Annotated in this window: 24 protein-coding genes; 11 read left to right on the forward strand and 13 right to left on the reverse strand. The window is 38.6% G+C overall.

Features of this window, described 5'->3' with window-relative positions:
- Positions 1-11 precede the first annotated feature (11 nt).
- Positions 12-752: a DNA polymerase III subunit epsilon gene (gene dnaQ / locus HWV03_RS18840; protein WP_211677343.1), complete on the reverse strand. Its 741-nt coding sequence runs from the start codon at positions 750-752 to the stop codon at positions 12-14.
- Between the two features lie 89 nt (positions 753-841).
- Complete coding sequence (locus HWV03_RS18845) at positions 842-1591, reverse strand: class I SAM-dependent methyltransferase (RefSeq protein ID WP_255546920.1); 750 nt, start codon at positions 1589-1591, stop codon at positions 842-844.
- 65 nt (positions 1592-1656) lie between these two features.
- Between HWV03_RS18845 and gloB the strand changes: the two genes are divergently transcribed.
- Both gloB and HWV03_RS18855 read left to right on the forward strand, forming a co-directional pair.
- A complete protein-coding gene (gloB, locus tag HWV03_RS18850) occupies positions 1657-2433 on the forward strand; it encodes a hydroxyacylglutathione hydrolase (RefSeq protein ID WP_211677345.1) in 777 nt (258 codons plus the stop codon).
- A gap of 104 nt (positions 2434-2537) precedes the next feature.
- Complete coding sequence (locus tag HWV03_RS18855; protein WP_211677347.1) at positions 2538-4142, forward strand: lytic transglycosylase; 1605 nt, start codon at positions 2538-2540, stop codon at positions 4140-4142.
- Between the two features lie 138 nt (positions 4143-4280).
- Here the strand turns inward: HWV03_RS18855 and HWV03_RS18860 are convergent, their stop codons facing one another.
- On the reverse strand, positions 4281-4832 hold the full coding sequence (locus HWV03_RS18860; RefSeq protein ID WP_211677349.1) for a chalcone isomerase family protein: 552 nt from the start codon (positions 4830-4832) through the stop codon (positions 4281-4283).
- Positions 4833-5029: 197 nt separating this feature from the next.
- Positions 5030-6445 (reverse strand): alanine/glycine:cation symporter family protein, encoded by a 1416-nt coding sequence (locus HWV03_RS18865; protein WP_211677351.1) that lies wholly within the window; start codon positions 6443-6445, stop codon positions 5030-5032.
- A 320-nt stretch (positions 6446-6765) separates the two neighbouring features.
- Here HWV03_RS18865 and HWV03_RS18870 point away from each other — a divergent pair, with 320 nt between their 5' ends.
- Positions 6766-6933 carry a DUF3545 family protein gene (locus tag HWV03_RS18870; protein ID WP_211677353.1) on the forward strand — a complete coding sequence of 56 codons (168 nt, stop codon included), beginning with the start codon at positions 6766-6768 and terminating at the stop codon, positions 6931-6933.
- Between the two features lie 56 nt (positions 6934-6989).
- Here the strand turns inward: HWV03_RS18870 and HWV03_RS18875 are convergent, their stop codons facing one another.
- Positions 6990-7412, reverse strand: coding sequence for a rhodanese-like domain-containing protein (locus tag HWV03_RS18875; RefSeq protein WP_211677355.1), 423 nt, complete (start codon positions 7410-7412; stop codon positions 6990-6992).
- Positions 7413-7616: 204 nt separating this feature from the next.
- Between HWV03_RS18875 and HWV03_RS18880 the strand changes: the two genes are divergently transcribed.
- On the forward strand, positions 7617-8486 hold the full coding sequence (locus HWV03_RS18880) for a LysR family transcriptional regulator (RefSeq protein ID WP_211677356.1): 870 nt from the start codon (positions 7617-7619) through the stop codon (positions 8484-8486).
- A 75-nt stretch (positions 8487-8561) separates the two neighbouring features.
- Here the strand turns inward: HWV03_RS18880 and HWV03_RS18885 are convergent, their stop codons facing one another.
- Positions 8562-9143 carry a hemerythrin domain-containing protein gene (locus tag HWV03_RS18885; protein WP_211677358.1) on the reverse strand — a complete coding sequence of 194 codons (582 nt, stop codon included), beginning with the start codon at positions 9141-9143 and terminating at the stop codon, positions 8562-8564.
- Positions 9144-9231: 88 nt separating this feature from the next.
- Complete coding sequence (gene ung / locus HWV03_RS18890; protein WP_211677360.1) at positions 9232-9912, reverse strand: uracil-DNA glycosylase; 681 nt, start codon at positions 9910-9912, stop codon at positions 9232-9234.
- Positions 9913-10033: 121 nt separating this feature from the next.
- Between ung and nfo the strand changes: the two genes are divergently transcribed.
- Complete coding sequence (gene nfo / locus HWV03_RS18895; RefSeq protein ID WP_211677362.1) at positions 10034-10885, forward strand: deoxyribonuclease IV; 852 nt, start codon at positions 10034-10036, stop codon at positions 10883-10885.
- Between the two features lie 113 nt (positions 10886-10998).
- The gene (locus tag HWV03_RS18900; RefSeq protein ID WP_211677364.1) at positions 10999-11742 is read left to right on the forward strand and encodes a methylenetetrahydrofolate reductase; all 744 of its coding nucleotides are present in this window, start codon (positions 10999-11001) and stop codon (positions 11740-11742) included.
- A 60-nt stretch (positions 11743-11802) separates the two neighbouring features.
- Here the strand turns inward: HWV03_RS18900 and HWV03_RS18905 are convergent, their stop codons facing one another.
- Positions 11803-12255: a phasin family protein gene (locus HWV03_RS18905; protein ID WP_211677366.1), complete on the reverse strand. Its 453-nt coding sequence runs from the start codon at positions 12253-12255 to the stop codon at positions 11803-11805.
- 159 nt (positions 12256-12414) lie between these two features.
- Complete coding sequence (locus HWV03_RS18910) at positions 12415-13080, reverse strand: alpha/beta hydrolase (protein ID WP_211677367.1); 666 nt, start codon at positions 13078-13080, stop codon at positions 12415-12417.
- Between the two features lie 135 nt (positions 13081-13215).
- Between HWV03_RS18910 and HWV03_RS18915 the strand changes: the two genes are divergently transcribed.
- On the forward strand, positions 13216-13659 hold the full coding sequence (locus HWV03_RS18915) for a DUF3010 family protein (RefSeq protein ID WP_255546921.1): 444 nt from the start codon (positions 13216-13218) through the stop codon (positions 13657-13659).
- 50 nt (positions 13660-13709) lie between these two features.
- Here the strand turns inward: HWV03_RS18915 and HWV03_RS18920 are convergent, their stop codons facing one another.
- The 4 genes from HWV03_RS18920 to HWV03_RS18935 all read right to left on the reverse strand — a co-directional run bounded on the left by HWV03_RS18920 (position 13710) and on the right by HWV03_RS18935 (position 16827).
- Complete coding sequence (locus HWV03_RS18920; RefSeq protein WP_211677371.1) at positions 13710-14150, reverse strand: acyl-CoA thioesterase; 441 nt, start codon at positions 14148-14150, stop codon at positions 13710-13712.
- Positions 14151-14173: 23 nt separating this feature from the next.
- On the reverse strand, positions 14174-15067 hold the full coding sequence (locus HWV03_RS18925) for an endonuclease/exonuclease/phosphatase family protein (RefSeq protein ID WP_211677373.1): 894 nt from the start codon (positions 15065-15067) through the stop codon (positions 14174-14176).
- Between the two features lie 250 nt (positions 15068-15317).
- Positions 15318-16559, reverse strand: a complete 1242-nt coding sequence (locus HWV03_RS18930) for an aromatic amino acid transport family protein (RefSeq protein ID WP_211677375.1) — start codon at positions 16557-16559, stop codon at positions 15318-15320.
- A gap of 4 nt (positions 16560-16563) precedes the next feature.
- The gene (locus HWV03_RS18935; RefSeq protein ID WP_211677377.1) at positions 16564-16827 is read right to left on the reverse strand and encodes a Trp family transcriptional regulator; all 264 of its coding nucleotides are present in this window, start codon (positions 16825-16827) and stop codon (positions 16564-16566) included.
- A gap of 410 nt (positions 16828-17237) precedes the next feature.
- On the opposite strand from HWV03_RS18935, the gene HWV03_RS18940 reads away from it, so the two are divergent.
- From HWV03_RS18940 to HWV03_RS18955, 4 genes are all read left to right on the forward strand, one after another.
- Entirely contained in the window at positions 17238-17768 is a 531-nt protein-coding gene (locus HWV03_RS18940) for an NUDIX hydrolase (protein WP_211677379.1), read from the forward strand.
- A 109-nt stretch (positions 17769-17877) separates the two neighbouring features.
- Positions 17878-19377: an FMN-binding glutamate synthase family protein gene (locus HWV03_RS18945; RefSeq protein ID WP_211677380.1), complete on the forward strand. Its 1500-nt coding sequence runs from the start codon at positions 17878-17880 to the stop codon at positions 19375-19377.
- Between the two features lie 163 nt (positions 19378-19540).
- The gene (locus tag HWV03_RS18950; RefSeq protein WP_211677382.1) at positions 19541-20041 is read left to right on the forward strand and encodes a hypothetical protein; all 501 of its coding nucleotides are present in this window, start codon (positions 19541-19543) and stop codon (positions 20039-20041) included.
- A 58-nt stretch (positions 20042-20099) separates the two neighbouring features.
- Positions 20100-20534 carry an Rrf2 family transcriptional regulator gene (locus HWV03_RS18955; RefSeq protein ID WP_249185378.1) on the forward strand — a complete coding sequence of 145 codons (435 nt, stop codon included), beginning with the start codon at positions 20100-20102 and terminating at the stop codon, positions 20532-20534.
- Positions 20535-20626 lie beyond the last annotated feature (92 nt).

Consider the following 20626-nt stretch of genomic DNA (forward strand, 5'->3'; position numbering starts at 1 on the left):
TTTGTCCTTACCTAGTGTACTTGCCACAATGCATCACCAACGATACCAAGTCGTTCATCATGCGCTTTCAATTCATCATCTGTTGCTTGCACCACTTTCAATAACGTTCGGGTTGCAGCAAGTCGACGAATACCATTCCCACCTTGTGAATTAGCACCTTCTTGCGATAAATTCAATTTAGTTTGGCCACCTGTCATAAACAGATAGACTTCCGCCAAGATCTCCGCATCCAGTAATGCCCCATGCAGAGTACGGTGCGAGTTATCAATACCATAACGAGTACACAACACATCTAAGTTGTTTCGTTTACCCGGAAAAAGTTTCTTCGCGATAGCTAATGTATCGGTAATCTTACAAATTTCTTTAGTTTCAGGTAGACCTTTATTTAGTAATCTAAATTCATGGTCCAGAAAGTTAATATCAAACGACGCGTTGTGAGCGACCAGTTCTGCACCATCAATAAAGGCAATAAATTCGTCTGCGATGGTAGAAAAAGCGGGCTTGTCTTGTAAGAATTCATCGGTAATACCGTGTACCGCGATCGCCTCAGGATCAACCAAACGGTCAGGCTTGATATAAACATGATAAGTACGCCCCGTTGGACGACGATTGAACAACTCAATACAACCAATTTCAATCACGCGGTGACCAATGTGTACACCACCCGCGCCAGTATTCATACCGGTTGTTTCGGTATCAAAAACAATAACGCGACCCGCGCCCTGTATTAACTCTGCATTGTCCAACGACATAAATCTCACCACCTAAATTAAACTGTCGCTATTCTAATATGAATTAGCGTTCGATTCACCTGATACAGTCGTAAAATCGTCAAGAAAGGTTAAGAGAGTTTATGTGGTAATTTTTGTGTCGCCCCAGTCGGCATAAAACGACGATTAGTTCGACTCACTTGCCACCAATTTTTAACGGGAGATATCGGCGTTCGACGTTTACGCGCTACAATAAAGTAAACCGACAAAAATGAAGGGAAATGCATTTGACCGAAACTCTCAGACCACCAAGTTAATGGTTTTTTACCTAGAAAAGACGTAAAGCCAAAGCGTTCATCTTGAATAATTTCAAAACCGAGTAATTCAAGCCAATCTTTAATACGTGCAGGGGTAAACATTCGACCCGACCAAGGAGGGTGGTAACGCTTCACGCCAAGTAGTTTAACTAGACCACATAATGATAGCGGATTATAACCACTTAAGATCAGGTAGCCATCACCCGTTAAGACTCGCTCAACCTCCCGTAATACTTGATGCGGATCGGCAGAAAAGTCCAATGATTGGGTTAAAATACAAGCATCAATACAATTTTCTTGAAAGGGTAAATGTGCAGGATCAATGAATACCCCGCCCACACCTTGCTCTGACGTCGCCGTTACCTGGTGTTGTATACTGCTACCAAAACAATTAAGCTCACCACTTAGCGAACCTAATTTTAGTAAATGATAACCAAATATTTTCGGGCACCAAACATCAAGCCGAGCCTGAATTTGACTCGCAAGCCACCCTCCCATTGGAAGATCGTTCCAATAATGGGGTATTGCTATCTCATGCTTATGATGTGCAGGTTTTATTAACACGGCAATATCCGCTAAAATTTTGTTTTATATATAATTAAAGATAATCCCATAAAGAGAACGATGCAATGCTTGAAGTCATTTCTATACCAACATTTAACGACAATTATGTTTGGTTAATCAAAAATACTGAAAATAATCACTGTTGTATCGTCGATCCAGGCCAAGCCGACGCGGTATTACAGGTTATCAATCAACAGAACTTAATTCTCGATGCCATTTTAATTACTCATCACCATTATGATCATATTGATGGTATTAGTGATATTCTAGCCGCATCAACCCAACCCATTAATATCTACTCATCTATTGCTATCGATGTAGAGGCTCCGGTCACCTTAGTCACCGAAAATAGTCAGTTAAGCTTATTAGATAATAGTTTAGCTTTAACCGTTATGGCGACACCAGGACACAAACGCGAACACGTCGTTTATTATAACCAAGCCATGTTATTTTCTGGAGATACCCTATTCTCGGGTGGTTGCGGTCGACTTCTTGATGGTAACGCGACAGAATTGTTTTCATCACTACAACGTATTAAAGCATTAGATGAAAACATTCATGTATACCCTGCACACGAATATACCCAAGCTAATTTAATGTTTTGCTATGCCGTCGAACCGCAAAATCGCGCACTAAAAAAACACATAGAATATACGGCAAAATTACGTCAGCAAGGACTACCAACCGTACCCAACAGCCTTAAAAGTGAAAAGCAGATCAATGTTTTCTTACGCACCAACGAAGCAACTGTAAGTATGGCTATGGAACATAAACTGCTTGATATACTCACCAGCGAGCAAGCTGTATTCACCGCATTAAGAGCCTGGAAAGATCATTTTTAACCAGAAAATAAGCATACATACACCAAATGATACACTTGCTTTGTTTTCCCTTGGCGATTAGCATATCGGGTTGTTCACTAATATAAGACGAATATAAGACGAATATGAAATTTAAATTATCCATTCCGGTATTGATATTACTGACCGGGTGTCAAATGATACCTGAAGATCGTAGTAACGATGAGCAAACTACTATAACGCCTGTCGTTGCCCAATCTCAAGAAGCCAGTAATAAAGAGAGCGGTTTAGATAGTATTGCAGAAGAAAAAATTGCGAAACTTATTATTGCCGAAGACGTTACAGTCAAGCCAATTGATAATGTTTGGGTGCGTATTTCTGAGCAAATGAGCATTCCGATTCCCGATAATGCGCGTATTGCAAAGCACCGTAATTGGTACTTGAAGCATCCACAGCACTTAAAAACAGTATCACAGCGTGCAGAACCGTTTCTATATCTTATTGTTGAAGAACTCGAGCGTCGTAACTTACCGCTAGAACTAGCGCTATTACCTGTCGTCGAAAGTGCATTTGACCCCTTTGCTTACTCACACGGCAGTGCATCGGGTATGTGGCAATTCGTTCCAGGTACAGCGAAACGTTTCGGCCTCGAACAAAACTGGTGGTACGATGGCCGTCGTGATGTACTGGCATCAACCAGCGCCGCATTAACCTATATGGAATACCTAAACCGCCGATTCAAAGGTGACTGGTTGGCTGCCCTAGCCTCTTACAATTCCGGCGAAGGTCGTGTAGGACGTTCTATTAAGCGTAACCAAAAAGCCGGTCTACCGACTGATTTCTGGTCCCTGTCTCTGCCAAAAGAAACAGAGGCATACGTCCCTAAATTATTAGCACTTGCTGATATTTTACAAAACCCAGAAAAATACCATGTCACGCTGCCAGTAATCGATAATGAGCCTGCAATTCAGCAAGTTGACGTTGACAGTCAAATCGATTTAGCACTTGCTGCTGACTTAGCGGGCATGGAAGTCGCTCAGTTACAACGTCTTAATCCAGGTTTCAACCAATGGGCAACGGCACCAAATGGACCACATACGTTATTAATTCCTAGTGGTAATGTAGAAAAATTTAAAACTGCATTAGCAAGAACGGACGCAAAGGGTCGTCTAAACTGGGTTCGCTATAAAGTGAAGTCAGGCGATAGCCTAAGCGAGGTTGCGCAAAACTATAATACCTCAAGCAAGATCATTGCCTCGGTAAATAATCTAGACAGCAGTACAATCAAGATCGGACAAGCGTTACTTATCCCAATGGCCGCGAAAGAACTCGATTATTATAAATTTAGCGAATCATCACGCATCACGCGCCGCCAAGAAAAACCAGCAGGCCGTTTTAAAGTGGTACATAAAGTGCAACCAGGTGATAACTTATGGGATATTTCACGCGCCTATAAAGTTAACTACAAAAGTTTGGCCAAATGGAATAATATCGCGCCTAGAGATGCACTGAAGGTCAATCAAAAGCTCGTGGTTTGGCAAGGTAAAAAACAAGGGAGCACTAATGGCAAAGGTGTTATGCGTAATATTACCTATAAAGTCCGTCCAGGCGATTCGCTTGCACGTATTGCCAATAAATTTAATGTCAGAGTTAAAGACCTTGTAAGATGGAATGGACTGGCTAATCAGAAGTATATCCAACCAGGGCAAGCATTGCGCCTTTATATTGATGTCACAAAAGTAAATACCTAGTGAAAGAGCTCCTTACGCTATGTATAACTTAAAAAGAATACACGCATAAAAAATGGCTTACGCTAAGATTTAACTCTTAACCGTAAGCCATTTTTATTACGCTTAATTTGCATGTTTAAACACTTGTTAAAACATAAATTATAAACCAAGCATATCGTCTTTCAGATCATCATCAGCAGGTTTATCACCTAACCAGATAGACAACACCGCTTGACGAAAAACGTCGTTATTAATCGTCGATAACTTTTCATTATTTTTATACGTTACTAAGCCTTTGCCTGGCGAACTCACTAAAGTAAATTGATCACCTTTAGCAATCTCTTCGCTAAACACACTAATGAACTCTGCAATTTCAGCTGAAATTGGCGCTGTATTACCTGCAGTTGCACCATGAAAACCGTCATTAATCGCCGATACCATTTTCTCTGACGTAATCATCCCAGAAATAATATTCAGACGAATTGCACTTACATCTTGGCTTGTTACTATATCTTTATTCACTTTTTGTGTAAATAGCGAACCAACGTACAGATCAATAAAGAATTTACTACGAACACCCGCACCTTGATAATTAAGTGATGCGCCTTCAAGAGATACATTATCTGGAACTGAAACACCTGACACTTCCTGTGCAGCATTTACAGAGAAACTTAATAGCATTGCTGACGCTAGAGTTGCTAATTTATTCATGACTTAATCCTATGTGGTCAGTATTAAAACTCTAATTTAACCATAAAGAGGGTAGAGCTAAAACTCTAACCACTTTGATTTCGTCAATTTAATACGATTTTATTACGACTCAATTAATACCTAATAAAAAAGCCACTCATTACTGTAATGAGTGGCTTTTTCTAATTTTACAATGCTAATGTAAAGTAACTACAATACTACTTTTTACATTTAGAATTCCAAATTTCACTGTTAATCTTTTTATCAATTTCAGGGTATTCAGCACTATCAAATGTAGGCGTCTTACCTTCAGCGAGTTGTTTGTTGTAATCTTTCGCAACGATGATGACATACTTAGACAACATTAAGATGGCGATAATATTGACTAGTGCCATCAAGCCCATTGATGCATCAGCCATGTTCCAAATCAGAGTTGATTTCGCAACAGCACCAAACATAACCATACCTAAAACAGCAGCACGGAAGATCCATACCATTACTTTTGAATCTCGGTTCAAAAATAAGATACTTGTTTCTGCGTATGAATAGTTCGCAACAATTGACGTAAATGCAAAGAATAGAATAGCAATAGCAACAAAGGTACTACCCCAACCGCCTACATGAGATGACAATGCATGCTGAGTTAATTCGATGCCACCAATACCCGATGTATCACCAAGGTCTGAGAGTAGAATGATAGACGCAGTCGCAGTACAGATAACAATAGTATCAATGAATACACCTAGCATCTGAACATAACCTTGTGATGCAGGGTGATTAGGGAATGGTGCCGCACTTGCAGCCGCATTCGGCGCACTACCCATACCCGCTTCATTCGAGAATAAACCACGTTTAATACCTTGCATCATAGCAACACCTAATGCGCCACCAGCAGCTTCTTCTAAGCCGAATGCAGATTTAATGATGAGTTCGAAAATAGCAGGTATTTCTGAAATGTTCATTGCAACAACAACAAACGCAATAAGAATATAAGCCAGCGCCATGAATGGCACTACGATTTCAGCAAATGCGCCGATCATACGTAGACCACCAAAAATGATAAAGCTTGTAAATACAACTAATACGATACCAACGATAGCTTTATCAAAACCAAACGCATTGTGCATTGAATTAGCAATCGCATCAGACTGAACAGCGTTAAATACTAAACCAAATGCAATGATTAGGCAGACAGAGAATACAACACCCATCCAACGACGGCCTAGACCTTTTTCCATGTAGTAAGCGGGACCACCACGGAAGTTGCCGTCAGCATCTTTGGTTTTAAATAATTGTGCTAATGCACTCTCAGCAAAACTAGTCGCCATACCAATAACAGCAATTAACCACATCCAGAATACCGCACCAGGACCACCCGCAGTAATTGCTACAGCAACACCTGCAAGGTTACCAGTACCAACACGTGCAGCTAGACTTGTACATAACGCTTGAAATGATGATACACCTTCAGAGCTGCTTTTACGGCTACCAGCAAGAACAGAGAACATGTGAGTAAAATGGCGGAACTGAATAAAACCTAATTTAAAGGTAAAATACAGACCCGTACCGATAAGTAAATAAATCAGTACAGAGCCCCACAGCAGCCCATTGATAAAGTCGATAACTTCCGTCATATTTTCTTTTCCACAATATTATTAAAGTCCATAGATAGCAGTAAACGTAACACCACCAACTAAACGTGGCGCGGAATATAACATAAAAAACCAGTAAATTGTTAATAAACAGGTGTAAAAATTACCGAAGCCGCAATTCCAGCCCTAACTAGATACATATATGTAAAATATTCATATCATTTTTTACATAAACTATTTAATACCTTTTTCATTTTAGGCCTTTTTACGTGATCTGGCACTCAAATGCGGAGTGAAATATGACTAAGGGTACGAAAAAAATGTTATAGAGAAAGGGTAACTATCATTACAAAGGTGATCCCATGGAAGGAATAAATCAAGTGTCGATAGAAAATACAAAAAAAGAAAAAAAATCGTCTTCAAAACGGAAATGGCGTGAGATTGAAGCGATAAAAGATAAGCTAAGTTTAGAAAAGGAAATGGATGGTTATAACGATCCTTTAAGTTATTTCTCTGATCTTATTGCTTAAATAAAAAAACCGCATTTAATGCGGTTTTTTATCTGGTTCCTCTACATGATTAAATATTACCTCTGAACCTCGGCCAATCGACGATTAACAGGGTATCGTTCAAAATCCTCCCAATAATGAATACCACCAATCATTTCTTTTACTACAAACCCTAAAGCTGAAATTTTTAAAGCCGCTCTAGATGCGCCATTACAACCAGGCCCCCAGCAATAGACTACAAATAAGGTATCTTCATCGTACTTCGCGAATGACTCATGATTTATGTCGCTGTGAGGCATGCTTTCTGCGGTTATTGCATGGCTTTTATTAAATGCTTCTGTAGAACGTACATCTAATAATATATAGTTTTTATTATCAGCTTTAATGTCCGCGTAAACATCTGAACAATCAGTTTCGCAAGCAAGTTTGGTAGCAAAAAAGTCATGCGTTTTTTGAGATTGCTCGGCTTGATAAGAAAATGTATTTGTATTGCTAGGCATAAGTGCTCCTTATATAATTAATGATTCTAGACTGCATCGAACGCTAGTCTTCAATAGATCTAATTTATCGCGATTTAATAAAATCTAAAATTCATGATTACTGAAGTCTGCGTTCAACAAAAATGAATAGTGAAATAATTTAGCGAGTATAAAATCTACTTTATACTCGCTAAACCTTGTTGGACTTATTAAAGGGAATTAACCTTGGAATTTTATCATTTACGCTCTTTTGTCGCGGTAGCTGAAATAGGCAATTTAACTCAAGCAGCAAAGCGTCTATATACGACGCCACCAGCTATAAGTGCTCACATTAAATCGCTTGAGGAAGAACTAGCCACGCCTTTATTTATTCGCTCTAATAAAGGCATGTCTTTAACAGATAAAGGTCAATTATTATTAAAAAAAGCATATCTAACACTAGATTGCGCTTTAGACTTAGTGAATTTAGCTGCTAATAATCAACATGAGATAATTGGGACATTTCACTTAGGTATTAACTTAACAGCCAAGCAAATAAGACTTTCTGAATTAGTAAAAAACCTACAAGAAAACTGCCCAGGTATCAGCTTGGATATTCATCAGCAATCAACCGGCATAACTATTAATGATATTAGAGAGCATCGTTTAGATGGTGGTTATATTTTTGGTGCTATTCCCGATGACTTTATCGGCGTAGCAGTTATGAAGAAAAAGATAACTACAATCGCACCACTTTCGTTTGATTGTAGTAAAATAATGACTCAAGCGGACCTTCGTATTCACCAATGGATAATGATGGGAGACTATTGTCCTTTTGATGATTTTCTAAAAAATAAACTTGGAAATAATATCCTCTCTACTATAAAAACGAGTGATGAAACCTCTCGATTAGAACTAGTAAAGAGTGGTCTAGGGCTGAGTTTTCTAGAAATAGAAGAAGCTCAGATGGCAGAAAAAAACAAACAAGTTCGAATAATATCTGTATTAGACTTTCCAACAACACTCTATTTTGTTGTTGCTAAAAATAGAGCTCGTGAGCCAGTCATAAGTGCATTAATGCAAGAAGTTAAAATCTTATGGGATTTGGAATTTTGAAAATGGCCATTCAAATTAATAAATAGCCACAGTTCGACTTAATGGTCTGTATTTAATGCGAAGTGAGTTAGCTATTTATACTAAACAAAGGTCTTCTTCTGCTTCACAAGTAAATCCAGCCTGAACGATCTGCTGTTTTAATTGGTTATACGTATCATTAAACTCAGCAAAAGTTTGAACTTCCTGTAAAGAACCATTTTTCCACAAATGTTCAATATGACACCAATCATCAGGTGTAAATTTCTCAGCCATGAGTGGCATCACGACATTCGTTTCATATTGAATATGTGCACGCTGCTTGTTAACAAACTCTTTTAATTGGGCCGCAAGTTCATCAAACGGCATGACAGAATCAAGCTGAATCATATTTAATGAACTTGATAATTCGCGGCTAAGGAACTTTAAGCTTTGATGTTCACTCGCTAATCGATTCGGCATAGCTGCATCTTCAACATAATGCTCAAGATAGTACGAGTAAATAAGATCTTCTTTTGGGTGATGGTATCGCTCAATGTAATTACGTAAATAATTAACGATATCACCCATCAGTGTAAAATTAACACCTTGCAGCTCAGACTCGAGTTCAGCTAACTGCTCAGTTAATACATTTAACAGTTGCTCGACTTGTTTATGATCTTTAATAATGAGAGATAGCATACAAACTCCAATATGAAAATTACCTCCCTTTACGGTATACCCACATAGTATTAGTTTCTTTGATCGAGTTCACTGTTTACCTATTTAGTTATACTAAGCTATCAATGTCACTGACTTGCCAATTAATCGATTGTTGATGGCGCGCCAGTAAACGAGCATTGATAGAAGAAAAGTGCTGACAGCCAAAGAAACCACGACTTGCAGACAGTGGCGATGGGTGTACACCTTCTAAAACATAATGTCGGCTGCGATCAATATGACGACCTTTCTTCTTAGCATGATTGCCCCATAGTACAAAAATGATCTCTTCGTCTTGCTGGTTTAACAATTCAACCACATGATCAGTAAACGTCTCCCAACCTGATTTGGCATGTGAATGTGCTTTCGCTTGCTCAACGGTTAGCACTGTATTTAACATTAAAATACCTTGTTGTGCCCACTCAACGAGATAACCATGATCAGGTGTATTAAAGTCGTCGAGATCAGTCGTTAATTCTTTATACATATTACGTAATGATGGTGGGATCTTAATGCCCGGTAATACCGAAAAACATAATCCATGTGCTTGCTCTGGACCGTGGTAAGGGTCCTGCCCCAATATAACAACTTTTACATCACTTAAAGGGGTTAATGAAAAAGCTTGGAATATATCGGCTTCTTTGGGATAGATGGTTTTCCCTGCAGCTCTTTCAGTCGAGATAAAATTTTGTAACTCTAAATAATATGCTTGCTGCTGTTCGTGCAACAAAAATTCTGACCAAGTTTTCATTAATAGATCCCAAAAATTAGCATTGCCAAAAACCTAATTTTATCGTAAAAAGCCTTCATTAAAACTGTTTTGTCATTAAATTGATTAAAAACGATGAATCCCGAAATTAATGGAGCAAAAAATGACTAAATTTATTGGTGCGCATGTATCTGCAGCTGGCGGTGTGTGGAATGCCCCTAAAAATGCCCACGATTTAGGTGCAACTGCATTTGCTCTATTTACCAAGAACCAACGTCGTTGGGATGCAAAAGCACTGAGTCCTGATGATATTCGTAAATTTAAAGCCAATTGCAAACGATACAATTTTACCTCGGCACAAATTTTACCTCACGATTCTTACTTGATTAACCTTGGGCACCCAGAAGCTGAGGCATTAGAAAAATCGCGTAATGCCTTTTATGATGAAATGCACCGTTGCGAACAGCTAGGTTTAACCTTACTTAACTTTCATCCTGGTAGTCACTTAAAAAAAATATCGGAATCGGAAAGTTTAAAACGCGTGGCAGAATCAATTAATTTCGCCCTTGAAAAATCAACGTCTGTCAAAGCGGTCATTGAAAATACCGCAGGCCAAGGAACAAACTTAGGTTATCGCTTTGAGCACCTTGCCGAGATAATCGAACAAGTTGAAGACAAGAGTCGTGTGGGTGTTTGCATTGATACCTGCCACACCTTTGTCGCGGGATATGACTTACGTACCTTTGACGCTTGTGAAAAAACCTTTAACGATTTTTCAAATATTGTCGGCTTTGAATACCTCGCTGGTATGCACATTAATGACAGCAAAGTAGCGCTAGGAACGAAAGTTGATCGCCATCACAGCTTAGGCCAAGGTTTTATTGGTGAAGATGCCTTTAAATTTATCATGCAGGATGCGCGCTTTAATGGTATACCTATGGTATTGGAAACAATAGATGATACTATTTGGGCTAATGAAATTGCTTGGTTACAGCAGTTAGCCGCAAATAAATAAGGTATAGTAATACAAATTATATCAATGATTGTAAAAACCTAAACACGCGGAATCGAGTTTAGGTATTAAAAGGATTATCAACGAGGACTGTTGATAACAAATAGGGATGTAATTTGAAATACTCAATAGAGCTTGTACCCCGTACATGGGAAACTTTAAACACTGAAGTCGAAGAAGTAAGCCAATTTAGTCAAATAAATACGCTAAATATTCCAGACTTACTTCGCTTTGATGTTCGTAGCTGGGATGCCTGTGATCATCTACAAGATAAGTTTGATGAAGTGATCCCTCACCTTCGAGCTATCGATTTTGATTTGAGAAGTGGCTTCCCATTAACCGATTTTTTCCGTCATAGTAAGATCAATTCTGTACTTGTCGTCGAAGGCGATCCACCACAGGATATTTCACATCGTACCTATCGTAATACATCATGTGAACTCATTCGTATTATCAAAAAAGAACTGCCATATATGAAAGTGTACGCTGCAATCGATCAATATCGAACCAGTATGCGTAAAGAGCTCGATTATATCCACGATAAAATTGATGCTGGTGTTGACGGTTTCTTCACGCAACCATTTTTTGATTTAAAATTTCTCGATGTATACATGGATATGCTACAGGGTACGGAAGTTTTTTGGGGGATGAGTCCAATTCACAGCGAAACAAGTAAGTCCTACTGGGAAAACAAAAATGACGTGGTCTTTCCAAGCGACTTCGAAGCAACGAAAGAATGGAATATTAACTTTGGCCGAGCAATGATCAAAAAGGTGCAAGCCAAAAATGATAATGTCTATTTTATGCCGATTAGAGCAAATGCCAGCGAATATCTTGGCAACTTACTCGCCGAAGATTAACGATATTACCGTTTAGCAGTAAACGCATACATAAACCACTTACAAAAAAAGCGAAGTGGTTTACTTTTTATCTGTGAATTCCGCCAGTAACGCATCCAACTTATCGTTTAATTGGTTAATTTTATCACTTTCAATACCGGTTAATTTTGCATAAGTCCGTTGGATTAGCTTTTCTAAGCCATGTAGCGAAATATGCTCTGCTGTGGTATGTAACTTAAATGCGTTATCAACCTTCTCACCCTGGCGTAGTAACTCTTCAAAAAACATTGAAGATTTTTCACCCGCTATATTGAGCCCATCAATGCTATTACTGTATGCCCCTAACCCAGCTAACCAAATCTGTCGAGCAAAATTCATTTTTGTCGCTAGCGTAATTTCAGCAGCATCACGATCAATCTCTTTTTGAGATTCAATATCAGGATTATTGATGTCATTAATAGCCACAAAGTTATCAATCAATACATTATTGTTAACAACATCATTATTTACAGTACCTTTTTTATTCTGGCGCATTGTTAAATCTTACTATTGATACTAGGAACTATTAAGCATAGGTGTAATCGTCATAAATGAGAGCACAACTTGGATCCTTGTGATCTTAATTACAAAATAAAAGACGATTATCGATTGAAACGCATTACATAAAACCCCGGTTTAATACGAGGTAACCTCCTAATTTATCGATAAAAACTGCGTTATATGCTGTGATATGTCATTTATTTGTTGTGGTGTAACTGTATGCTCTGCAGGGTAGCGGCTATATCGAGGCTCATAACCTAAGGCTTCTAAATATTTTACGGCGTCTAATCCCAGAGACTCAGCAACAACAGGATCAGCACTACCATGGTAGACATGAATTGGTAATGTAAGGTTATTCTTGTGTAGCTCAATCGTTTTATACGTTGCAAAGTAACTCGACATCACCATTAATCCAGCCAATGGCTGCGGAAATGTGAGGGCACTTTGATATGCTACTGCACCACCTTGGGAAAAACCAGCAACAATAATACGCGCGCTATCAATACCTCGGTCAATCTCTCGTTGGATCAAATGCTGTACTTGTTCCACACTTATCATGAGACCTGACATATCAATTTTCCGCTCAAGTGTCATTTCTAAGATGTCATACCATGCTGGCATTTTGTAACCATTATTAATGGTTACCTTAATGTCTGGTGCGTGCGGAAAAACATAGCGCACTTGATGTTCGACGGGTAATGCGATCATAGGGACTACTGGGGCAAAATCATGACCGTTAGCGCCAAGTCCATGTAACCAAATAACACTCGCATTTGCCGATAGATTAGGTTCAATTTCAACACAAGGTAAATATGTCATTATGTTTCCTTACAATAAGTTGTTTTTAGGGGATAGGTCATCGTATAAATTCACAACGAAACAACGATAACCATGTTAACTGACAATAAAGTGGTTATAATAGCGAAGTTATCTTTATTTATGGTGAGTTATTTAATGAAAATTTGTAGTGTTGAACTAGCAGGCAATGAAGTAAATCTATGTTTCCTTTCTTTAAAAGATGGAATGTTTGAACTTATTGAATGCCGTAAAAGAAAAATGACCTTAGCAAGTTCAACTGAAGCGTATCAAATACGTCAGTTTCATAAAGAATTTGCCCAACTAATGCAAGATTATAAAATTGAACACGTGGTGATCAAAGAACGTCTTACTAAAGGTAAATTTAGTGGTAGTTCTACAAGCTTTAAAGCAGAAGCAGCGATCCAACTTGTAAATAGCGTAGAAGTGAGCATGATTTCACAAACGTACTATAAGCAACTACAACAAGATCACCCGATCTTTGTAGAATTTTCTGAAACAGGCCTGAAAAAATTCCAACAGAATGCATTCACACTTGGTTGTCTATTCTTAAACGAACAAGCGGCAAATAGCGCGCTTTAAGTATAAGATTATTCGCAGGCTATAACCTAGCCTGCTTTATCCCGCCATCGCTACACCGTAAATAATGCTGGTTGTAACTGTTTTATTTTATCTACTATATCTGCTGGTACGGGCATTTTTTTATGCTCACGATAATCCACAAAAACAATGACCCCTTCACCTTCTGCAACAACACGTTGTAACGTATTACTCCACACCGCATACTTCATGATAAATTTATGTTCAGCAAATTCTGAAACTGTAGCGCCAATTTGAATAGTATCAGGGGATTTTAGTGGCGCTTTAAAGCGGCAGTTCGTCGCGGCTAAAATTGGACCAATACCATGCGCCTGCATGTATTCCATTGCCTTAATTTGATCAAAATAACCAATCCGCGCTTGTTCAAAATAACGGAAATACACGGTATTATTAACGTGCCCAAAGGCATCCATGTCACCCCAGCGTACAATGTCATCGACAATAATGGGATACTGCTGTTTAAATTTATCCATAAAACTCATTTCATTAATCATAACTAAAACAAAGGACCAAAACGCGCAACAATCGGATTATGATCGGAGGCTGTTGTTTCATAAGATGAGGCACTCAATTGTTGTAACCCTCTAAAATAAATATCATCGAGAGAATGACCAAATACAGTTTCACGCACATCATTTTTATAAACCAATTGCTGTAACTCAACACTTGCCGTCACCTCAAGCAACCTACTCAAACGCTTGTTCGTCCAAGTATTAAAATCCCCAGCCATGATCACAGGACCCTGATGCTGACGAATAACAGAAATCACGCTTTCTAGTTGCTGATTAAATTCATCAACACCCAATGTAAAGTTGATCATATGCATATTAGCAACAAGCAGAGGTTCATCACTGCCCGCCCAAGAATAATAGCTAATCAGTGACGATTTAGGAAAGCGAATCAAAGGTTCGGCTAGTGTTTGTTTACACGCTGATATCGGCTCGATTTTACTTGCCGTTAATACACCCATCGACTGCTTATAAATACTAAAAGCTTCAACTTGTGTCCAGCTTAACCCATATTGCTGCATTAATTGATGCAATAAAAAACTTAATTTAGCTTCTTGTAAAACGATCAAATCATTTTTTTCAATTAAGCTTGTTAGCTCTGAACGCCAGTTATCACCCTGTTGTTTATAAATATTCCAATCAACAATACTAAATTCAGTAGGCAATGAAGCCTGCTCAATATCGGAGTTGCTATTCGTTAAAAAGGTAGGACATGTGCTTGTAGAGTCATTAACGAAACCGAATTGCTCGCTCTTAATTGATGTTGAGCCAGTTGCTTCCCATGAAGAGTTTAATTTTGGCGTGTCAGCAATATCAAAACAGCCCGATAAAGAGAAGACAAAAGTAAAAATAATGGCCGTGCGAGAAAAAGTATAATTCATGTTTATATCACATAATCAAAATATATCTTATTATACTGAATAAAATAGAATTAATTCAAAACTAATATCATTATTGTTTCAAAATAGTGCTATATCGCAAAAAAGCGCCAAAACAAAGCACTAAATAATACAAATAGAGATTAATTTCAAAAACTTAAATCTAATCACATTTAAATTCACTTATGATCAGCTAACTCACCGTTAGTAATCTACTCATCACTAACGGCGGTCATACTATCAATTGACGTACTTACGCTAGCATCCCCATCATCGACAAGACTTGGAAGATAACCACGCAAACGGCAAATATCATCACCACAACCATACGTGTATAACCACCAGTAACCAAAAAATCAGTGGTTGGTAAATGCTTACGCGCCTGAAAAGCAAGAGCAACAGGTGTAAACAAAGCAAATATAGCCGCAGCGAACCCCGCATAACCAATGGCGTAAATAAAACCATTTGGAAATAGCACACCGCCTATCATTGGCGGTACAAATGTGACTAAAGCCGTTTTACTACGACCAGACAAGGTATCATCGAGTTTCAATAAATCAGTAAGAAAATCAAATAAACCTAATGCCACGCCCAAAAATGATGTTGCTACAGCAAAATTGGCAAATAACTGTAACGTAATTGCTAACGTAACACCCGATCCCTTAGACTCTAACGCAGAAACGAGTGCACCCATATTGCCACCTTCAGCAATAACAGAAGCAAATCCATCACGACCAATCACAGTAAAACTCGCAAGCAGCCAGATGATATATATAGTCAGTGCTAACAAACTTCCGTAACGGATAGAATTAACGACTTTCCCGCTGTCTTTTTTATAATATTTAACCAGACTTGGAATATTAGAATGAAAACCAAAACACACCATTAATGACGGTATTGCAGCCCAACTATAAGGTAAGCGTTCTGTCATCTCGGCAAGTGGCTGTAATAAAGAAAAGTTTGCACCACTAAGCAAGCTGAAAATAGCGATACTAAAAGTGATCACCATCCCACCTAACATTGCAGAAGTAAAACGATCAACAGCTTTGGTACTAAAGCTCACAATCAACCCAAGCAGGACTGCAAAAGCAAAACTAGCGACAGATTGATCAAGTTCAATACCTAAACCCGATTGTAAGCTGTGCCCCAACATCGAGCCTCCACCCGAAATATAGGCATATACTAAGATATAGCTCACAAACATCACTGACAAACCATTCAATATACGTAATGATGTCGGCAACAAGGCCTTTGTCATTGAATCAAAATTAACACCATGTTTAAATTTTTGGTTCGCTTCAAGTAAGTAAAGTGCTGAACTATACATGCAGTACCAAGATACACACAAAAATAATACAGCCCAGCCAAACCACATACTTGATGTTAATACGGGTAGCGAAAACATACCGGCACCAATACTGGTACCCGTAATAATGAATACGCCACCCAGCGAGGATGGTTTTTCGTCTTGACTGACGGTCATTACTTCAGACATATACCTACTTCCTAATTAATAATGTTTGTAATAATTCTTTTTCAATACTACTCATTGATTTCAAATTATTTGAACCTCGAGTAATAGTGGCAATACTAATATTGTGTATTTTCGCTATTTCGCGCTGTGACCGCTCACCTAGCAAAAGTTCTTTATAAACTAAAGCACGGGCATTGACAGCATTTAATTCTTCCGGTGAAAACAACAATGGCAGGACGAGTGAAATATCGCCCTTATTTGATATATCTAAAAGTAATTCATTGATCATACTATAAAATCATCGCACCTGAACCGTAATGGCGTAATAGTACAGCATTACACACTAGACTATCAAGTTTAATTACGCTAGGCACATAAATAATTTAGTTATCAAGACAAGAAATTAAAATTCTGATTATTTCATCTTTTTTAGCTAAACATAAAATAGAGCAAAAATGGTCTCAGTTTGACTTCGTATCACCGTTGGCTAATTCATCTAGATACAAAAACAAGTAAACCCTTTGCAGAGTCTTCTTTACGAATATGCTACTATATGGCTAATTCGAGTTCCAATACGTGATGACATACAGTATTACGCTGGCATACAAAATTCGAAAAACGCATTACAGTGATACAGCTAAGAACGGTAAAAATAACCTATCTTAACTACAAGTTAATCAATCATAAGAGCCATTTATAATGATCAACCAAATGCCCATCCTTCGTTCTACTATCCATCCAGATGTAACCACGCCTAAAAATACTGACCAACGGATCGCAACGCGTGGCATTATTACTCAAGGTGAAGAGATCTTACTGATCTTCACTGCCCGCTACCATGATTACAGTTTACCGGGTGGTGGATTGCATGACGATGAAGACATCATCACCGGTTTAATTCGAGAAGTGCAAGAAGAAACAGGTGCCGAAAATATTCACAACGTTGTACCTTACGGTAGTTACGAAGAACTTCGCCCTTGGTATAAAGACGGCTTTGATAGTATCCAAATGCTATCCTATTGCTTTACTTGTAATGCCAATAAAGAATTAGGCACGCCACGCTTAGAAGAAAATGAAATCAAGAATGGCGTTAGCGCACTATGGATCAATATCCACGACGCAATTGCGCATAACCTTGACGTTATAGCGAGTCACCCTAGAGCTGGCCTGTCAATTGAGCGAGAGACCTACCTACTACAAAAAATAGCCAAAGATATCGTTACAAAATAGTGCATTACCCTCCATAAAGTCATTATGGAATTATGGAATTATGATTAGTTGTGCAGCGCCCTTTATTGTATTCTTAACTTAAGGATAGAGTTCAATAAAGGTATCACCTATGCAACCGGAATTTAAATCACAAATTGATATGCTACTGTACGGCCTCGATATTATGACAGGGCTATTCATTTTACTCCTCTTTGGAGGAATAATTAGTGTTATCTACATGTATATAGTAGATAAAAGACAAACCAAGCAAGCTATTCGCCATAACTATCCTGTCATCGGACGATTTAGATATCTATTTGAAAAACAAGGGGAGTTCTTCCGCCAATATTTCTTTGCACAAGATCGTGAAGAAATGCCTTTCAACCGAGCTGAACGATCTTGGGTTTACCGCGCGGCAAAAAACGTTGACCGCACCCTCGCATTTGGCTCAACACGTAACCTAGATCAAGTCGGTACCATCATGTTCATGAATTGTGCCTTTCCAACCTTAACCAAAGATGCGATAGCTCCCCAAACTATTACCTTGGGTCCCGATTGCCCACATCCGTACGTAACAAATTCTGTCTTTAATATTTCAGCCATGAGTTATGGAGCCATTTCAAAACCTGCTGTATTAGCATTGTCTTATGGTGCAAAAGAAGCGGGTTGCTGGTTAAATACGGGGGAAGGCGGCCTATCAGTTCATCATCTTGCCGGCGGTGCCGATCTCGTTTATCAAATAGGCACAGCAAAATATGGCGTGCGAGATGAACATGGTCATTTAAGTGATGAAAAACTGAAATCAATTGCCGAAATAGAACAAGTCAAAATGTTTGAAATAAAACTAAGCCAAGGGGCTAAACCAGGCAAGGGAGGCATATTACCCGGTAAAAAGGTCACAGCAGAAATAGCCAAAGCCCGAGGTATTCCCGTCGGTGAAGACTCCATCAGTCCAAATGCTCATCCAGAAATAAAAAATGTTGGTGATATACTTGATATGGTCGCCCGTATTCGCCAAGTAACAGGTAAACCTGTCGGATTTAAATTTGTATTGGGTCATACTCAATGGATAACGGATATATTAACAGAAATAATAAAACGCGGTCCCGAATCTGCACCCGATTTTATGACGTTAGACAGTGCCGATGGGGGCACAGGGGCTGCACCACAACCATTAATGGATTATGTGGGTCTGCCTCTAAAAGAAAGCTTACCTTTACTTGTTAATATGTTGGAAAAGTACAATTTACAAGGGAAAATTAAAGTCATCGCATCAGGAAAACTCATTACCCCATCAAAAGTCGCTTGGGCATTAGCCGTCGGCGCCGATTTTATTGTATCTGCACGTGGAAACATGTTCGCGCTAGGTTGCATTCAAGCATTGCAATGTAATAAGGATACTTGCCCAACGGGTATCACTACTCACAACCCAAAACTGCAAGAAGGATTAGACGTTCAAGATAAAGCACAGCGGGTTGCAAACTATAACAAATACATTCATTACGGTATTGGTCTAATCGCCCATTCATGTGGTGTTAATGAACCAAGGAAATTACGTCGAGATCATGTGCGTATTGTCACTGAAAATGGGTTATCTATCGCACTTGACAAACTCTACCCTATGGAATAAACGACTCGAATACATGAGCCTAGGTTTTAATTTTCAATGCTTTTTCACTAATCTAGAATCTAGGCTAAAATATCTCAAGCTCTTGATTAATATTTCTAATAGTTCCGCGTATAACAGTATTCCTAACAACCGATTTTAACGATCGTCAGGAAAGGGAATCAAAATGAAACTATTAGTCAAACAAGATGTGGGGGATATTCATAAAGACCACTTGAAGATTTTAGATAATGTTATTACCTTTTTACAACATAACATCGACGGTCTTGAATTCCTTCCTTTCAATCTAGATGCAGAACAAGGTGATTACCAGCAAGCTTTTCAGCGACAAACAGGGATCATTTTCACACCAGCAAATTATCGTCATTACCGGTTACGTTTATTATCGGTTGTTGATGCGTTGCTTTATATCCACACATCATCTAATGATAGTGATGCTTATGAACTTTCTTATAATTTAAGCTCCATCCATCCTAAACCCGTCTTTTTTGCAGTCTGGCGAGGAGCGCCAATCAAAAGCCCACTTTTAAAAGAGTTAGATCAAGATTATCCAGTCACTTACTGCCAGTTTAGTCATCCAAGAGAGTTGCTCGAAGGGTTTAAGCGTTTCCTTCAAGAACATGGTGAAAACGTCATAATGATAAAGGCAGAGAAAGAGTTGGTATAAATTTCTAGAGTAGTTTGCGCATAATTAACTTACGATAACATTTGCAATGGTGACTAAAGTGAAGATAACGACTTATACAGATTTTGGCATACGCACACTCATGTATTTATCCACCCTTCCAAAAGGACAGCGCTCAAGCTCTGCGGAAGTAGCTAATGTGTATGACGCATCACGAAACCATATTGCTAAAGTCATAGCACATCTGTCAGCTCTCGACTATATAGAATCATCGAGAGGTAAAAATGGCGGTATATGGTTAGCAAAACCCGCATCAGAAATTAATATTGGACAGCTCGTCAGAGCACTCGAGAATAATTTGAAAGGCATAGATGCCAACGCAAGTGATAGTGACATTGTGCCAATTTATCAATTAAAAAAAGTACTAGAAACCGGTATTGATGCCTTCCTACAAACATTAGATCAATATTATCTGACTGATTTACTCAATGATACATTTCAGTTCGAATCGCTATCTTATACAAAACAAGCATGATAGTTGTTACACCGCTGTATATAATCTTGTGTAACTTACAATCTACCCGACAAAGGGATATATAGGCACATTTAGCTGACGATATTTGAAGG

Origin of the sequence: Moritella sp. 36 (genome assembly GCF_018219415.1) — a bacterium.
Classification (GTDB): domain Bacteria; phylum Pseudomonadota; class Gammaproteobacteria; order Enterobacterales; family Moritellaceae; genus Moritella.

Coding starts and splice junctions, on each gene's coding strand:
- dnaQ (WP_211677343.1), bottom strand. CDS start 752: ATGTCGTTGGACAATGCAGAGTTAATACAGGGCGCGGGTCGCGTTATT.
- gloB (WP_211677345.1), top strand. CDS start 1,657: ATGCTTGAAGTCATTTCTATACCAACATTTAACGACAATTATGTTTGG.
- HWV03_RS18855 (WP_211677347.1), top strand. CDS start 2,538: ATGAAATTTAAATTATCCATTCCGGTATTGATATTACTGACCGGGTGT.
- HWV03_RS18860 (WP_211677349.1), bottom strand. CDS start 4,832: ATGAATAAATTAGCAACTCTAGCGTCAGCAATGCTATTAAGTTTCTCT.
- HWV03_RS18865 (WP_211677351.1), bottom strand. CDS start 6,445: ATGACGGAAGTTATCGACTTTATCAATGGGCTGCTGTGGGGCTCTGTA.
- HWV03_RS18870 (WP_211677353.1), top strand. CDS start 6,766: ATGGAAGGAATAAATCAAGTGTCGATAGAAAATACAAAAAAAGAAAAA.
- HWV03_RS18875 (WP_211677355.1), bottom strand. CDS start 7,412: ATGCCTAGCAATACAAATACATTTTCTTATCAAGCCGAGCAATCTCAA.
- HWV03_RS18885 (WP_211677358.1), bottom strand. CDS start 9,143: ATGCTATCTCTCATTATTAAAGATCATAAACAAGTCGAGCAACTGTTA.
- ung (WP_211677360.1), bottom strand. CDS start 9,912: ATGAAAACTTGGTCAGAATTTTTGTTGCACGAACAGCAGCAAGCATAT.
- nfo (WP_211677362.1), top strand. CDS start 10,034: ATGACTAAATTTATTGGTGCGCATGTATCTGCAGCTGGCGGTGTGTGG.
- HWV03_RS18905 (WP_211677366.1), bottom strand. CDS start 12,255: ATGCGCCAGAATAAAAAAGGTACTGTAAATAATGATGTTGTTAACAAT.
- HWV03_RS18910 (WP_211677367.1), bottom strand. CDS start 13,080: ATGACATATTTACCTTGTGTTGAAATTGAACCTAATCTATCGGCAAAT.
- HWV03_RS18915 (WP_255546921.1), top strand. CDS start 13,216: ATGAAAATTTGTAGTGTTGAACTAGCAGGCAATGAAGTAAATCTATGT.
- HWV03_RS18920 (WP_211677371.1), bottom strand. CDS start 14,150: ATGGATAAATTTAAACAGCAGTATCCCATTATTGTCGATGACATTGTA.
- HWV03_RS18925 (WP_211677373.1), bottom strand. CDS start 15,067: ATGAATTATACTTTTTCTCGCACGGCCATTATTTTTACTTTTGTCTTC.
- HWV03_RS18930 (WP_211677375.1), bottom strand. CDS start 16,559: ATGTCTGAAGTAATGACCGTCAGTCAAGACGAAAAACCATCCTCGCTG.
- HWV03_RS18935 (WP_211677377.1), bottom strand. CDS start 16,827: ATGATCAATGAATTACTTTTAGATATATCAAATAAGGGCGATATTTCA.
- HWV03_RS18940 (WP_211677379.1), top strand. CDS start 17,238: ATGATCAACCAAATGCCCATCCTTCGTTCTACTATCCATCCAGATGTA.
- HWV03_RS18945 (WP_211677380.1), top strand. CDS start 17,878: ATGCAACCGGAATTTAAATCACAAATTGATATGCTACTGTACGGCCTC.
- HWV03_RS18950 (WP_211677382.1), top strand. CDS start 19,541: ATGAAACTATTAGTCAAACAAGATGTGGGGGATATTCATAAAGACCAC.